This window comes from Rodentibacter haemolyticus, from assembly GCF_015356115.1.
GTDB lineage: Bacteria > Pseudomonadota > Gammaproteobacteria > Enterobacterales > Pasteurellaceae > Rodentibacter > Rodentibacter haemolyticus.
Genome location: NZ_CP063056.1, coordinates 279,022 through 293,737, shown reverse-complemented (window position 1 = coordinate 293,737; position 14,716 = coordinate 279,022). Strand labels below are relative to the sequence as shown.

The 14,716-nt window shown below is 41.9% G+C and carries 12 protein-coding genes; 5 read left to right on the top strand and 7 right to left on the bottom strand.

The window, feature by feature from the left end; all coding sequences use genetic code 11:
• Positions 1-150: 150 nt before the first annotated feature.
• Entirely contained in the window at positions 151-711 is a 561-nt protein-coding gene (gene pgsA / locus IHV77_RS01440; RefSeq protein ID WP_194812395.1) for a CDP-diacylglycerol--glycerol-3-phosphate 3-phosphatidyltransferase, read from the bottom strand.
• A 101-nt stretch (positions 712-812) separates the two neighbouring features.
• A complete protein-coding gene (locus IHV77_RS01435; protein ID WP_194813189.1) occupies positions 813-1,415 on the bottom strand; it encodes a peroxiredoxin C in 603 nt (200 codons plus the stop codon).
• A 141-nt stretch (positions 1,416-1,556) separates the two neighbouring features.
• Here IHV77_RS01435 and metC point away from each other — a divergent pair, with 141 nt between their 5' ends.
• The 3 genes from metC to IHV77_RS01420 all read left to right on the top strand — a co-directional run bounded on the left by metC (position 1,557) and on the right by IHV77_RS01420 (position 4,950).
• Positions 1,557-2,747 (top strand): cystathionine beta-lyase, encoded by a 1,191-nt coding sequence (gene metC / locus IHV77_RS01430; RefSeq protein WP_194812394.1) that lies wholly within the window; start codon positions 1,557-1,559, stop codon positions 2,745-2,747.
• Positions 2,748-2,850: 103 nt separating this feature from the next.
• A complete protein-coding gene (gene mpl, locus IHV77_RS01425; RefSeq protein ID WP_194812393.1) occupies positions 2,851-4,206 on the top strand; it encodes a UDP-N-acetylmuramate:L-alanyl-gamma-D-glutamyl-meso-diaminopimelate ligase in 1,356 nt (451 codons plus the stop codon).
• A 237-nt stretch (positions 4,207-4,443) separates the two neighbouring features.
• Positions 4,444-4,950, top strand: a complete 507-nt coding sequence (locus IHV77_RS01420; protein ID WP_194812392.1) for a DUF2301 domain-containing membrane protein — start codon at positions 4,444-4,446, stop codon at positions 4,948-4,950.
• 57 nt (positions 4,951-5,007) lie between these two features.
• Here IHV77_RS01420 and gltS read toward each other — a convergent pair whose 3' ends face one another.
• The 5 genes from gltS to IHV77_RS01395 form a co-directional block, all read right to left on the bottom strand.
• Positions 5,008-6,222, bottom strand: coding sequence for a sodium/glutamate symporter (gene gltS, locus IHV77_RS01415; RefSeq protein ID WP_194812391.1), 1,215 nt, complete (start codon positions 6,220-6,222; stop codon positions 5,008-5,010).
• A gap of 23 nt (positions 6,223-6,245) precedes the next feature.
• Positions 6,246-8,513: a DNA topoisomerase IV subunit A gene (gene parC / locus IHV77_RS01410; RefSeq protein ID WP_194812390.1), complete on the bottom strand. Its 2,268-nt coding sequence runs from the start codon at positions 8,511-8,513 to the stop codon at positions 6,246-6,248.
• Between the two features lie 72 nt (positions 8,514-8,585).
• Positions 8,586-9,758: a copper-containing nitrite reductase gene (gene nirK / locus IHV77_RS01405; RefSeq protein WP_194812389.1), complete on the bottom strand. Its 1,173-nt coding sequence runs from the start codon at positions 9,756-9,758 to the stop codon at positions 8,586-8,588.
• Position 9,759: 1 nt separating this feature from the next.
• A complete protein-coding gene (gene parE / locus IHV77_RS01400) occupies positions 9,760-11,658 on the bottom strand; it encodes a DNA topoisomerase IV subunit B (protein ID WP_194812388.1) in 1,899 nt (632 codons plus the stop codon).
• Between the two features lie 76 nt (positions 11,659-11,734).
• Positions 11,735-12,670 (bottom strand): Kdo(2)-lipid IV(A) acyltransferase, encoded by a 936-nt coding sequence (locus IHV77_RS01395; RefSeq protein WP_194812387.1) that lies wholly within the window; start codon positions 12,668-12,670, stop codon positions 11,735-11,737.
• 86 nt (positions 12,671-12,756) lie between these two features.
• On the opposite strand from IHV77_RS01395, the gene hldE reads away from it, so the two are divergent.
• Positions 12,757-14,187, top strand: a complete 1,431-nt coding sequence (gene hldE, locus IHV77_RS01390; RefSeq protein WP_194812386.1) for a bifunctional D-glycero-beta-D-manno-heptose-7-phosphate kinase/D-glycero-beta-D-manno-heptose 1-phosphate adenylyltransferase HldE — start codon at positions 12,757-12,759, stop codon at positions 14,185-14,187.
• A 238-nt stretch (positions 14,188-14,425) separates the two neighbouring features.
• Complete coding sequence (gene rpsO, locus IHV77_RS01385; RefSeq protein WP_005628925.1) at positions 14,426-14,695, top strand: 30S ribosomal protein S15; 270 nt, start codon at positions 14,426-14,428, stop codon at positions 14,693-14,695.
• The last annotated feature ends 21 nt before the right edge of the window (positions 14,696-14,716 follow it).

Genomic DNA, 14,716 nt, shown 5'->3' with positions numbered 1-14,716 from the left:
TTTTAGAGAATAAAAAAATCACTGATAGGATATACAGTGATTTATTACTCGACTACAGCCGTGAGCTCTGATTTTATTTGTTAGGCTTTTGTTGATTTTGCCGTAGACGTAGCAGCCTGATTTAGTGAAAGTACAAGTCTATTATTATCTTTACTTCGTTTCTATTTCATCTAAAACCGTTTCTTTCGCTGCGTTTAGATATTGCATCATTGACCAAACGGTTAAGATGACGGCGATATAAAGTAAGATAATAGCGAGGATTTCCATATAAATATTATATCGCCATAATAATCCGCCGAGTGCGAGCATTTGAGAGGTCGTTTTTACTTTACCTAACCAAGAAACGGCTACTTTGTTGCGTTCGCCTAATTCAGCCATCCATTCGCGTAATGCGGAAATAATAATTTCACGGGAGATCATAATCATCGCCGGAATTGTTACCCAAAAAGTATGTTGATATTCCACAATTAATACCAAAGCGGCAATCACCATTACTTTATCTGCAACAGGATCTAAAAATGCACCGAAACGTGTGGTTTGTTTCCATTTTCTTGCAAGATAGCCGTCAAGCCAATCCGTTACTCCCGCAATAAAGAAAATGAGCGTTGTAATAAAGGGGGCGGATTCGATTGGTAAGTAAAACGCAATAACAAAAAAAGGAATCAAAATTACTCGGAAAATAGTAAGAAAAGTAGGGACATTAAATCTCATAGAAAACTAACCGCACTTTGGCTAAACGTGCATCTATTCTAAAGGATCTTGATCTATAAAAAAAGCCACATAGTGTGGCTTCTTGTAAAGATTTTTAAAGATTAAAGTTTATCCGCATTTTGTTTTAAGTATTTTGCAACACCTTCAGGGCTGTCTTTCATCCCTTCTTTACCTTTTTCCCATTGAGCAGGGCAAACGTCGCCATGTTCTTCGTGGAATTGTAATGCGTCAACCATACGTAGCATTTCATCAATATTACGGCCCAACGGAAGATCATTCACTACTTGGTGACGTACAACGCCGTTTTTGTCAATTAAGAATGATGCACGTAATGCCACACCTTCTTCAGGATGTTCGATACCGTATGCTTGTGCGATTTCGTGTTTCACATCAGCCGCTAACGCGTATTTTACTTGACCGATACCACCGTTTTCGGTTGGGGTATTACGCCATGCGTTGTGAGTGAATTGAGAATCGATAGACACACCAACCACTTCAACACCGCGTTTTTTAAATTCCTCATAGCGATGATCAAATGCGATTAATTCGGAAGGGCATACGAAAGTGAAGTCTAACGGATAGAAGAAAATTACAGCCGCTTTACCTTCAATATGTTTTTTGAAGTTAAAATTATCAACGATTTCACCATTGCCTAAAACTGCAGATGAAGTAAAATCCGGAGCTTGACGAGTTACTAATACCATAGTCATAATCCCTCTGTTAAGGTTAATAAAATTTTTGTGAGATAAGGTTCGAGCGATATTCTAAAAGATTTAGTCATACTTTTACAGCTGTTTTTTCTATTGAACCGGATTCCTATTTTTCTTTTCAGCAAAGGTGAATATATGTCAAACAATCACTCATTATCTACAACGCTTGTCCATGCCGGACGCGATAAACGTTTCTCTCAAGGTGCGGTGAATCCTGTACTTCAACGCGCTTCATCGCTTGTATTTGACACGATAGCGGATAAAAAATATTGTACAAAAAATCGTTATAAGGGCGAGTTGTTTTACGGTCGTCGTGGCACGTTGACGCATTTTGCTCTGCAAGATTTAATGTGTGAGATGGAAAACGGTGCGGGTTGTTATCTTTATCCCTGTGGTGCCGCTGCTGTAACAAATGCGATTTTATCTTTCGTCAAAACAGGCGATCATATTTTGATGAGTGGTGCGGCTTATGAACCGACACAAGATTTTTGCAATATTATTTTGAAAAAAATGCAGATTGAGACGACCTATTATGATCCTATCGATGGTGCAGATATTGTTAATCTAGTGCAGCCAAATACGAAAATACTGTTTTTAGAATCGCCGAGTTCCATCACGATGGAAGTGCCTGATATTCCGGCCATTGTGAAAGCGGTTCGCGCAGTAAATCCTGAAATTGTTATTATGATCGACAATACTTGGGGGGCGGGTGTATTATTCAAGGCATTGGAACATGGCATTGATATTTCTATTCAAGCAGGTACAAAGTATTTGGTAGGGCATTCTGATGTGATGATCGGAACTGCGGTCGCAAATGACCGCACTTGGGATCAGTTACGTGAGCATTCCTACCTCATGGGACAGATGGTGGATGCCGATTCGGCGTACACTACAGCACGTGGTATTCGCACCTTAGCGGTACGTTTAAAGCAGCACCATGAAAATAGTTTGAAAGTGGCTGACTGGTTGACACAGCAGCCTCAAGTTAAAGCCGTTTATCATCCTGCGTTACCAAGTTGCCTCGGACATGAATTTTTCCAACGTGATTTTAGCGGTGCAAGCGGATTATTTTCCTTTGAGCTAAATTGGCGTTTAACAGATGAACAGGTCGCACAATTTATGGATCACTTTAAGCTATTTACAATGGCATATTCATGGGGGGGCTTTGAATCTTTAATTTTGTGTAATCAACCGGAAGAAATTGAAAAAATCCGACCGAATATTAAGCGCAAAATAACCGGCTCACTGATTCGTGTCCACATAGGTTTTGAAGATCCGGAAGAACTGATTGCCGATCTGAAAAACGGTTTTGAACGAATTGTCTAACTGATTTTCTCCTTTGTGCAAAGGGCTTGTTCGACAAGCCCTTGTTTACTCATTCTTTGAGTTGATTTATCATAACTCAAATTTTTTAGACAAAGAGATAGCGATGAAACATATTCATATTTTAGGCATTTGCGGCACATTTATGGGCGGTGTGGCAATGATTGCCAAACAAATGGGTTATAAGGTAACGGGGTCGGATACAAATGTTTATCCGCCGATGAGTACATTTTTACAAGAGCAAGGAATTGAGATTATTCCCAACTATGATGTTGAACAACTTCAACCCGCACCGGATATGGTGATCATCGGCAATGCGATGAAGCGTGGCAATCCTTGTGTGGAATATGTTTTAGAAAATCAATTGCCTTATACCTCCGGTCCGCAATGGTTACATGATCATTTATTGAGGAATCGTTGGGTGCTTGCGGTTTCCGGTACTCACGGTAAAACCACTACAACCGGTATGCTTACTTGGATTTTGGAGCAAAACGGCTTAAAACCCGGTTTTTTAATTGGTGGAATTGCAGGAAATTTCGGTACTTCCGCCCGTTTAGGGGAGAGTGATTTTTTTGTTATTGAGGCAGACGAATACGATACCGCATTTTTCGATAAACGTTCCAAATTCGTGCATTACAACCCTAAAACCCTAATTATCAATAATATCAGTTTTGATCACGCCGATATTTTTGATGATTTAACAGCGATTCAACGCCAATTCCATCATATGATTCGCACGATTCCTGCAAGCGGTCGCATTCTTTCTTTTGTCGATGAACAAAGCACAAAAGAAACGTTAAAAATGGGTTGTTGGTCTGAACAACAATTTATCGGAAAAGATAAAGAATGGTTTGCAGAGAGAATGACAACCGATGCTTCTTATTTTTCGGTATTTCATTTAGGAAAAAAAGTGGCGGAAGTGAAATGGGCTCTTGTGGGAGAGCATAATATGCACAATGCCCTTATGGCAATTGCGGCGGCTTATCATACCGGCATATCTGTTGAAAATGCTTGTAATGCGCTTGGCTCTTTTATTAACGCTAAACGCCGATTAGAAGTCAGAGGCGAAGTAAATGGCGTAACGGTGTATGATGATTTTGCCCATCATCCGGAGGCGATTTTAGCGACTTTAACGGCATTAAGAGATAAAGTCGGCGGTGGCGTCCGTATTCTTGCAGTGCTTGAGCCTCGCTCAAATACCATGAAAATGGGAGTGCATAAAGACGAAATTGCACCTGCATTAGGCAGGGCTGATATCGTATTTATGCTTCAGCCGGATAATATCCCTTGGGAAGTCGCTGAAATTGCCGCACAATGTGTTCAACCGGCTCATTGGAGTGCAAATATTGATAAGTTGACGGATATGATTGTTACTGAAGCTCAACCGACGGATCATATCCTCGTGATGTCAAACGGCAGCTTTGGCGGTATTCATCAAAAGATTTTAGATAAATTGAAATAATCCCATTTTAAAGTGCGGTTGAAAAAAGCGGTATTATGTATCACTTGCACAAAACAGAGTAGGAGTCTCAGCCAAAGGCGTAACGCACCGTTAAACCCAAGTTTGGTGCGTTATGGCAAGCCTAACGCTCCACATTTGAATTAAAAACAGCTTTTTTGCAACTGATACACAATATCGGAAAAAAGTGATTTTTCTGACCGCACTTTTTTATTAAATGAAATATATAAGGAGAAAAAAATGGCTGATCCACATATTCAATCCCCCATGGATATTTGGGATAACATCACCGTTGCTATTTATCGAACGGGTTTTTTAATTGCAGGTTTCAGCGTTTTATTGCTTACTTGGTTTCCTAAACAGGCTGAAATTACAATTTTAATCGCCGCGACTTGTTGCGCCTCTTCTTTGCATATTTACCTTAAACATTTTCGTTTAACCTTTCAATTTGCCACTTGGATCGGTTTACTTTGCTATATTTTAGGTTGGTATGAATTAGCGCTTGGCGGGGCATTGGTTACATTAGGTGGGCTTTGTTTTAAAGAGTATTTTTGTTTCCGTGTGCCGTTATTAAATTTACAACCTATTTTTGTCGCCTTGTTATGGTTCCTTTGGGTGTTTGAAGGGGGAATGCTAACACGTATTTTATCAATTGTGGTGGGAATATTGTTATTGGTTCTTGCCGTACAAAAATGGCGAATGCCATTGCATTTTGATATTGGCGATAAAACGAAATATCAAATTTAATTTTACGGGTATAAAAAAGAGCGGTTAAATTTGACCGCTCTTTTTGAACCGATTTGATTAGTGTAGGTACGTAACAATTGCTAAGAACACTTTCAATAGTGAAGCATTAATTAAATCAATAAAGAATGCCCCTACCATTGGGACGATTAAGAATGCTTTATGAGATGCACCAAAGCGGCTTGTAATCGCTTGCATATTTGCTACCGCCGTAGGGGTTGCTCCTAAACCGAAACCACAGTGCCCCGCACTTAATACGATAGCATCGTAATCTTTCCCCATAACACGATAAGTAACATAAATCGCAAAGAATGCCATAAAAGCAACTTGAATCGCTAAGATAATCAGTACATCAGCGGCAAGGCCGGCTAATTCCCAAAGTTTCAATGACATTAAGGCAATCGCCAAGAAGATAGATAAGCCTACGCTACCAAGCACGTCAATGGCAGAATCCGCTACACGGAATTTGAAAAGATGGGTTAAGCCGTTACGAATAACGACACCGGTAAATAAACACCAAACGAAGGTTGGCAGTTGTAACGCTGTCGCTTTTGTGATGCTATCCAAATATTGACCGATCAATAAACAGAAAGACATCATTGCAATGGTTTCAACAATAGAACGAGCATTGACTTTGCGTTGATAGGTTGGGTGTTCAAATGCTTCTTGTACATCATCTACTTCATCATTTTCGGGATTTTCACCTTGCTTTTGGCGATTTAATAGGAAGCGTGCGACAGGGCCGCCAATAATGCCGCCGAACACTAACCCAAAGGTTGCGCAAGCCATCGCAATTTCTGTTGCCGCCGGTAAGTTAAATTCTTTGATAAAGGTTTCCGCCCACGCAGCCCCCGTTCCATGACCACCGGTTAATGTTACCGATCCGGCTAATAAGCCGTATGCCGGGTCAATACCTAGAATTTGTGTACCCGCAATACCGATAACGTTTTGGAAGAAAATTAAGGCTGCAGCAACAAAAAGGAAAATAATTAATGGCTTACCACCTTTAATTAAACGTGCGAAGTTTGCGCTTAAACCGATAGATGAGAAAAAAACTAACATCATGGTTGTTTGCAAACTTTTTTCAAATGTGAATGACGTGCCGTCTATCCGATGCCAAATGAACAAGGCAATCGCAACAATAAAACCGCCGACAACCGGTTCCGGAATATTAAAACTTTTGAGCACGCTAATACGTTTCACTAAAAAGTAGCCTAATAACAAAACAAGACTTGCAAGAGCAAGTGTTTGATAGGTATCAAATACAATATTCACTAAATATTCTCCTATAGGTTGGTTTAAGATTGGTTTAAGTTTTGTTCCGCATCAATCACCACAATATCGACATTACTGTGTAAACCACGAGGTAGTTGTGAACCTTTTCTCCCCCGTTCTGCGCGGAATCTTTGTAGATCCTCCGGTTTTAATGTGACTTTTCGTTTACCGGAATGAAACTCAAGACTTGCTTGATCTGAAATCAGCAATAATTTCACGAGTAATTCGCTACGATCTTTCGCATTGGCTGCTGGAATACTTATGATCTTATTGCCTTTACCTTTTGATAATACCGGTAGATCTTGCACCGGGAAGATCAGCATTCTACCTGCTGAGGTTAAGGCAACCAAAAGTGCGGTTGAATTTGATAGAATTTTCGGTGCCAGAACTTTGGCATTATCCGGTAAAGAAATCAAGGCTTTTCCTGCCTTATTGCGGGCAATTAAATCTTCAAATTTACAAATAAAACCGTACCCTGCATCCGATGACATCAATAATTCTTGTTGTTCTCCTTCCATTAGCACGTGTTCAACAGTTGCCCCTGCCGGTAGGGTTAGTTTACCGGTAAGCGGTTCGCCTTGAGAACGTGCGGAAGGCAAGCTGAGCGGATCAACGGCATAACTGCGCCCCGTGCTATCAATAAAGACGACGGGTTGGTTGCTTTTACCGCAAGCGTGCGCACGGTAGCTGTCACCTGCCTTATAGCTTAATGCTTTAGGATCAATATCATGTCCTTTCGCACAACGTGCCCAGCCCATTTCCGATAAAATCACGGTAACGGGTTCAGCCGGTGTCATTTCACTTTCAGAAATCGCTTTTGCTTCTTCACGCTCAACCAATTGCGACATCCGCGGACTGGCATATTTTTTAGCATCTTCTTGGATTTCTTTTTTGATAAGCGTATTTAAACGGCGTTCGGATCCCAAAATCGTTTCTAAATTTGACCGCTCTTTTTCCAGCTCGTCTTGCTCTGCACGAAGTTGATGTTCTTCTAATTTGGCTAAATGGCGTAGGCGTAAATTTAAAATCGCATCGGCTTGTTCATCGCTTAAATTGAAGCGTACCATTAATTCGCTTTTCGGCTCGTCTTCATAACGAATAATCTCAATCACCTCATCAATATTTAGAAAGGCAATCATTAAGCCTTCTAAAATATGTAATCGAGAAAGCACTTTATCCAAACGATATTGCAATCGGCGTGTTACCGTTGTTCGGCGGAAAATGAGCCATTCATTGAGAATTTGTAATAAACCTTTCACCGCCGGTTTATGATCAAGCCCGATCATATTCATATTTATGCGATAGCTTTTTTCTAAATCCGTTGTGGCGAATAAATGGGCCATTAAAGCATCGGTATCCACACGGTTAGAACGCGGTACGAGTACGATACGAATCGGGTTTTCGTGATCCGCTTCATCACGAATATCTTCCACCATCGGAAGTTTTTTCGCGGTCATTTGATCGGCAATTTGTGCAATGATTTTTGAGGGGGAAGATTGGTGAGGAAGGGCTGAAATTATGATTTCACCCTCTTCTTTTTTCCAAGTTGCACGCATTTTTATTGAGCCGCGACCTTGTTCGTAAATTTTACGAATTTCGGCTTTCGGGGAAATAATTTCCGCTTCCGTAGGGAAATCCGGACCTTGAACGACATTAAGCACATCATCAAGCGTTGCTTTCGGATTATCCAATAACATCACGGCGGCATCGGCAATTTCATTAATATTGTGCGGCGGAATATCGGTTGCCATTCCTACTGCAATGCCTGTTGTGCCATTCAGCAAAATATGGGGTAAACGAGCCGGCAAATACTGCGGTTCTTCTAAGGTACCGTCAAAGTTAGGTTGATAATCCACTGTACCTTGTCCGAGTTCACTCAGCAGAATTTCTGAGATCTTAGACAGGCGCGATTCCGTATAACGCATTGCTGCAAAAGATTTCGGATCATCCGGTGCGCCCCAGTTTCCTTGTCCGTCAACAAGCGGATAGCGATAGGAAAAAGGTTGAGCCATCAATACCATCGCTTCATAACAAGCCGAATCACCGTGCGGGTGAAACTTACCCAATACATCACCAACGGTACGGGCGGATTTTTTATATTTTGCCGTCGCATTCAAACCCAGTTCCGACATGGCGTAAACAATACGTCGTTGTACCGGCTTTAAACCATCGCCGATAAAGGGCAAAGCACGATCCATAATGACGTACATAGAGTAGTTGAGATAGGCGCTTTCCGTGAAAGTGCGTAACGGCATTTGCTCAATGCCTTCATAGTTGATATTGGCTGTCATACTATTTTTAGTGTTAGATTAAATTCTATTTACTTTAAGTGATTAATATCAGAAAAACCGATAAGAACAACATTATTTTCGGGTTGCTCCGGAATTTCCGTCCGGTTGAGCATGGCTTCTTATCATTTTTTCATGCCCGTCAATTTCATATGGAACAGGTTGTGGCTTGGGTGGATTGACTTCTTTAAAAGGCTCGTCTTTTAGTTTACCGGAATAGATTTCAGGATTTTGTTTTCCGGTAACGATTAAATGCCCCATTGTTCCTTTGTTAGCTGCGCGGAAAATTGAGTGATCCATTAGGACGTAGGTTCCCGGTACATCAATCTGTGTTTCAATAATAGTGGTGCCCGCTGCCGGAATTAATGTCGTTTGGACGTTGTGATTAATTAATGTACCGCCTTCTACATAAACATTATGAAAAATCGTACCGATAATGTGAAATGAAGCGGCTAAATTCGGACCGGCATTACCGACAAATAATCTTATTTTTTCTCCGGTTTTGGCTTGTAAGGCGTTATCTCCCATTAGGGAACCTACTTTGCCATTGTATAATACATAATCGGGGCGTTCATCTAATGCCTTTTGCATACTGAAAGGTTGCAAACCCGTCTCACCAAAGCTTCCCCGTGTATAAAATTCACTTTGCATAACATAATATTCGCGATCGACTTTAGGTAAACCTTCTTTAGGTTCGACTAAAATTAAACCGTACATACCCTTTGCCAAATGTACGGCGACAGGTTGGCTGCCGCAATGATAGACATAGAGTCCGGAATGCAAGGCTTTAAATTGGAACGTGCTGGTGCGGGTTGGTGCGGTTTCATTTGCGATTGCGCCGCCCATTGGGGCTGAGGCGGCGTGGAAATCAATACTATGTGACATCATTGAGCCGGCTGAATTTGAAAGTTGAACTTCTACAATATCGCCTTCACGAACACGAATAAAAGGAGCAGGCACGCTACCGTTGAGCGTCCAAAATTTAAATCGTACCCCTTCCATAAGTTCCATAATTTGCTCAAGTGCGGTCAATTTTACGACGACTTTTGCAGGGTAATTACGGTCAATAGGCTTAGGAACCTGAGGGGCTAATGTTAATTCCGCCTCGATTTCAGGCAAATTGCCGTCAATGGCTCTATTTGCCGTTTGCGCATTTGCATTAGGCATCGGGTTTAAGCCTGCGCCTAGTGTGAGTGCGGCGATATTTAATGCGCCGGTTTTGAGAAAATCACGTCGTTGTTCATTCATTTTATACAACCAAATCCACTTGATCGCCTTTGGCTTGTAACCAGGTTTTTCGATCTTCCGAACGTTTCTTCGCCAATAGCATATCCATTAATTCCAATGTTTCCGAATCTTGATCTTCACCCAAATTATAAGTGAGCTGCACAAGGCGGCGGGTATTCGGATCCATTGTCGTTTCACGTAATTGAGACGGATTCATTTCACCCAAACCTTTAAAGCGTTGTACGTTCGGCTTGCCTTTTTTGGTTTTTAAGCGATCTAAAATAGCCTCTTTTTCACTTTCATCTAAGGCGTAGAAGACTTCTTTGTTCAAATCGATGCGATAAAGCGGCGGCATTGCCACATAAACGTGTCCGTCTTGCACCAGTTTAGGGAAATGGCGTAGAAAGAGTGCGCAAAGCAAGGTGGCAATATGTAAGCCGTCTGAATCCGCATCGGCAAGAATACAAACTTTACCGTAACGCAGTTGAGACAAATCATCACTGTCCGGATCGATTCCAAGCGCTACGGCAATGTCGTGAATTTCGGTCGAGCCTAACACTTGTTCCGGCGAGACTTCCCAGGTATTTAGAATTTTCCCGCGTAATGGCAAGATTGCCTGATATTCACGATCACGGGCTTGTTTTGCCGAACCGCCGGCGGAATCACCTTCCACTAAAAAAAGTTCGGTCTTTTCTAAATCTTGTGAAGCGCAATCGGCTAATTTACCCGGTAACGCAGGGCCGCTGACTAATTTTTTACGCACCACTTTTTTGGCGGCACGTAAACGGCGTTGTGCAGAACTTATCGCCATTTCGGCAAGTTTTTCGGCATCTTGCACATTTTGATTGAGCCATAAGCTAAATGAATCTTTTAAAACACCGCTTACAAAGACCGCACTTTGGCGTGATGATAAGCGTTCTTTGGTTTGCCCGGCAAATTGCGCATCCTGCATTTTGAGTGAGAGGATATAAGAACAACGATCCCAAATATCATCTGCGGTCAGTTTTACGCCACGTGGCAATAAATTGCGGAATTCACAAAATTCACGCATCGCATCAAGTAAGCCCTGACGTAATCCGTTGACATGCGTGCCGCCTTGAATGGTGGGAATAAGATTTACATAGCTTTCACCAATGAGTTCACCGCCTTCAGGCAACCATAGCAATGCCCAACTAACGGCTTCGTTTGAGCTTTTAAATTCGCCCACAAAGGGTTTTTGCGGCAAAGTTTCATAGCCATTAACGGCTTCAATGAGATAATCGGATAAACCGTCTTCATACAACCATACATCTTGTGTGTTGTTGACCTTGTCGATAAATTTGATTTCAAGTCCTGAACAAAGAACGGCTTTTGCACGTAATAAATGACGTAAACGGCTTACGGAAAATTTTGCGCTGTCAAAATATTTGGGATTGGGTTTGAAATGTACTGTTGTACCGGTGGTGCGTCTGCCGCATGTACCGATAACGTCCAATTCTTCTACTTTTACACCATTTTCAAAGGCGATTTTATACACCTCGCCATTGCGTTTAACTTGAATATCTACACGCTCAGAGAGGGCATTTACCACGGAAATCCCCACACCGTGCAAGCCACCGGCAAACTCATAATTTTTATTCGAAAATTTACCGCCTGCGTGCAGTTTGGTGAGGATAACTTCTACACCGGAAACGCCTTCAGTCGGGTGAATATCCACCGGCATACCGCGACCGTTATCAATCACTTCAATGGATTGATCAGCGTGTAAAATGACTTCGATTTTTGTTGCAAACCCGGCAAGGGCTTCATCTACACTATTATCAATCACTTCTTGGGCAAGGTGATTAGGGCGGGTCGTATCCGTGTACATACCGGGGCGAACTTGCACCGGCTCAAGATCTTTTAATACGGTGATTTCTTGGGCTGAATAATTGGTTGTCATTTAAAATTCGTGATTCGTTAAATTTGAAAATTGTGCGTGATTCTATCAAAAAGTGCGGTCATTTTCGACCGCACTTTTAATCATACAGGCTCGGTTCGTTTTCATTCGGTCTTGTTTTGAAACGGCGATGCAACCACATATATTGCGTGATGCCTTTCATAATTTCCTTTTCCACAACTTGATTCATTCTTGCCGCAATCGCTGTTTCTTCATCTAAATCGCTAAAATCCACAGGGGCTGAAATGCTCACCGTATAACCGGAGCCGTCTTGATTGCGTAATGGTGCAAAAGGAATCACTTTGCTGTTGGGGGAAGCTTTTAATAAATAATAACTCCCCGAGGTCGTGCAGGCTTCTTTCACGGCAAAAAACGGTACGAACACGGCATTTTTTCGTCCATAGTCGTGATCAGGGGCATACCAAATGGTTTCACCATGACGAATAGCTTTTATCATTCCGCGTAAATCTTTGCGATCAAGCATATCCTTATTTGAACGTAAACGACCTTGCGTTTGTAACCAATCAAAAACGGGATTGTCATTAGGACGATACACCCCCAATCCCGGATGTTGTAGTCCAACGATGCGTGCGCCCAGTTCAAGTGTTAAAAAATGTACGCCGACGAATATAATCCCCTCTTGTCGGTGCTCTTTCAGATAATGTAACCCTTCGATTTTTGACCACTTTTTAATGCGGGCATCAGACCAAAACCAAGCCATACCGGTTTCGATGATCGCCATACCAACGTTGCGTAAGTTTTCTTGCAAAATGGCTTCGCGTTCCGCTTCGGATAACTCGGGAAAACAAAGTTCAAGATTACGACGCGCAATGAGCGCACGGCGTTTACCCACTTTTAAACGGGAAAAAAGCCAACCTAACCCGTTGCCGATACGGCGTAAAATAGGGTAGGGAAGTAGTAATAACGTGCGCCAAATTCCCACACCGAGCCAAAAGCCCCAATACTTTGGTGCAAGAAAAGCACGTTGGAAAGTAGGAAGTTTAGTGTTTTTCATAAAACTCCTTGTTAAGTTGCGCGGTAGTTTAACGCAAAAATGACTTATGGTAAAATCACGCCAAATTTTTTATAAGAGAGATTAAAATGGCTCAATATTCAGCAGAATTTAAGCAAGCGAAGGTGCTTGTTTTAGGTGATGTAATGCTCGACCGCTACTGGTTTGGTGCAACCAATCGTATTTCACCGGAAGCACCGGTGCCGGTAGTTCGGGTACAAGAAAATGAAGAACGTGCAGGTGGTGCGGCGAATGTGGCGATGAATATTGCTTCTTTAAATGTGCCGGTGCAACTGATGGGATTGATCGGGCAAGATGAAACCGGTGAGGCACTTTCTCGTTTACTGGAAAAACAAAATATCGATTGTAATTTTGTCGCTTTGGATTCTCATCCCACTATCACGAAATTGCGCATTTTATCCCGCCATCAACAGCTTTTACGCCTTGATTTTGAAGAAGATTTCCAAAATGTGGATTGTAAAGACGTGCTTTTAAAGTTAGAAAGTGCGGTCAAAAATTACGGCGCTTTAATTCTTTCCGACTACGGCAAAGGGACGTTAAAAGACGTACAACAAATGATCCGAATTGCACGTAAAGCAAATGTACCGGTATTAATTGACCCGAAAGGAACGGATTTTGAACGCTATCGCGGTGCGACCTTATTAACCCCGAACATGTCCGAATTTGAAGCGGTGGTGGGAAAATGTGATTCGGAAGAAGATATTATCGAAAAAGGGTTAAAGTTAATTTCGGATATTGAATTGACCGCACTTTTAGTTACCCGCTCCGAAAAAGGAATGACCTTACTTCGCCCGAATCAAAAACCTTATCATTTACCTACCGTAGCAAAAGAAGTATTTGACGTAACCGGTGCGGGCGATACGGTGATTAGCGTATTGGCAACCGCATTGGCAGACGGCCGATCTTTTGAAGAATCTTGTCATCTTGCCAATGTCGCTGCCGGTATTGTTGTCGGTAAACTCGGAACTTCAACGGTATCCACCGTAGAACTGGAAAATGCCATCCACGCCCGTCCGAATACCGGATTTGGCATTATGAGCGAAACCCTGTTGAAAGAAGCCGTAGCCCAAGCTAAAGCGCGTGGTGAGAAAATTGTGATGACAAACGGCTGTTTCGATATTTTACATCCGGGACACGTGTCTTATTTGGAAAACGCACGTAAATTGGGTGATCGTTTGATTGTCGCGGTAAATAGTGACGATTCCGTCAAGCGTTTGAAAGGTGAAAGTCGCCCGATCAACAATCTTGAAACCCGTATGGCAGTGCTTGCAGGGCTTGCTTCTGTAGATTGGCTTGTACCTTTTACCGAAGATACACCGCAACGCTTAATTGGTGACATTTTGCCTGATTTACTGGTAAAAGGCGGAGATTATAAACCGGAAAATATCGCAGGTAGCCAAGAAGTATGGGCAAACGGTGGCGATGTAAAAGTACTAAATTTTGAAAACGGTTGCTCCACCACGAATGTGATCGAAAAAATTAAATCATTGAAAGAGTAAGTGAGAAAAAGGTTGGAGATTTCCAACCTTTTCTACTTTCTAAACTAGTAAGTAGAATTTTTTTAACTTCCTTCTTCTGTAAAGCGGCTTTCTTGAACTAACGTTATTTCCACTTGGAATTTATCGTGGAATTGCTTGATTTTCGGTGATTCAGGGGATAGAATGCACGCTTCTTGTCATCGCTGAGTTAGAGATCGGCGAATGATGTATCAACAACACTACCTTTTAGGAGTAAAAAATGTCTCTAAGTACTGAAAAAAAAGCAGCAATCGTTGCTGAATTTGGTCGCGATGCGAAAGATACCGGTTCTTCCGAAGTTCAAATCGCATTATTAACAGCACAAATCAACCACTTGCAAGCTCACTTTGCAGAGCATAAAAAAGACCACCATGGTCGTCGTGGTTTATTACGTATGGTTTCTCGTCGTCGTAAACTTTTAGACTACTTAAAACGTACTGATCTTGCTCTATATCAAAGCACTATCGCTCGTTTAGGTTTACGTCGCTAATTTATACGATAGTAACGAAGT

Coding starts and splice junctions, on each gene's coding strand:
- pgsA (WP_194812395.1), bottom strand. CDS start 711: ATGAGATTTAATGTCCCTACTTTTCTTACTATTTTCCGAGTAATTTTG.
- IHV77_RS01435 (WP_194813189.1), bottom strand. CDS start 1,415: ATGGTATTAGTAACTCGTCAAGCTCCGGATTTTACTTCATCTGCAGTT.
- metC (WP_194812394.1), top strand. CDS start 1,557: ATGTCAAACAATCACTCATTATCTACAACGCTTGTCCATGCCGGACGC.
- mpl (WP_194812393.1), top strand. CDS start 2,851: ATGAAACATATTCATATTTTAGGCATTTGCGGCACATTTATGGGCGGT.
- IHV77_RS01420 (WP_194812392.1), top strand. CDS start 4,444: ATGGCTGATCCACATATTCAATCCCCCATGGATATTTGGGATAACATC.
- parC (WP_194812390.1), bottom strand. CDS start 8,513: ATGACAGCCAATATCAACTATGAAGGCATTGAGCAAATGCCGTTACGC.
- nirK (WP_194812389.1), bottom strand. CDS start 9,758: ATGAATGAACAACGACGTGATTTTCTCAAAACCGGCGCATTAAATATC.
- parE (WP_194812388.1), bottom strand. CDS start 11,658: ATGACAACCAATTATTCAGCCCAAGAAATCACCGTATTAAAAGATCTT.
- IHV77_RS01395 (WP_194812387.1), bottom strand. CDS start 12,670: ATGAAAAACACTAAACTTCCTACTTTCCAACGTGCTTTTCTTGCACCA.
- hldE (WP_194812386.1), top strand. CDS start 12,757: ATGGCTCAATATTCAGCAGAATTTAAGCAAGCGAAGGTGCTTGTTTTA.
- rpsO (WP_005628925.1), top strand. CDS start 14,426: ATGTCTCTAAGTACTGAAAAAAAAGCAGCAATCGTTGCTGAATTTGGT.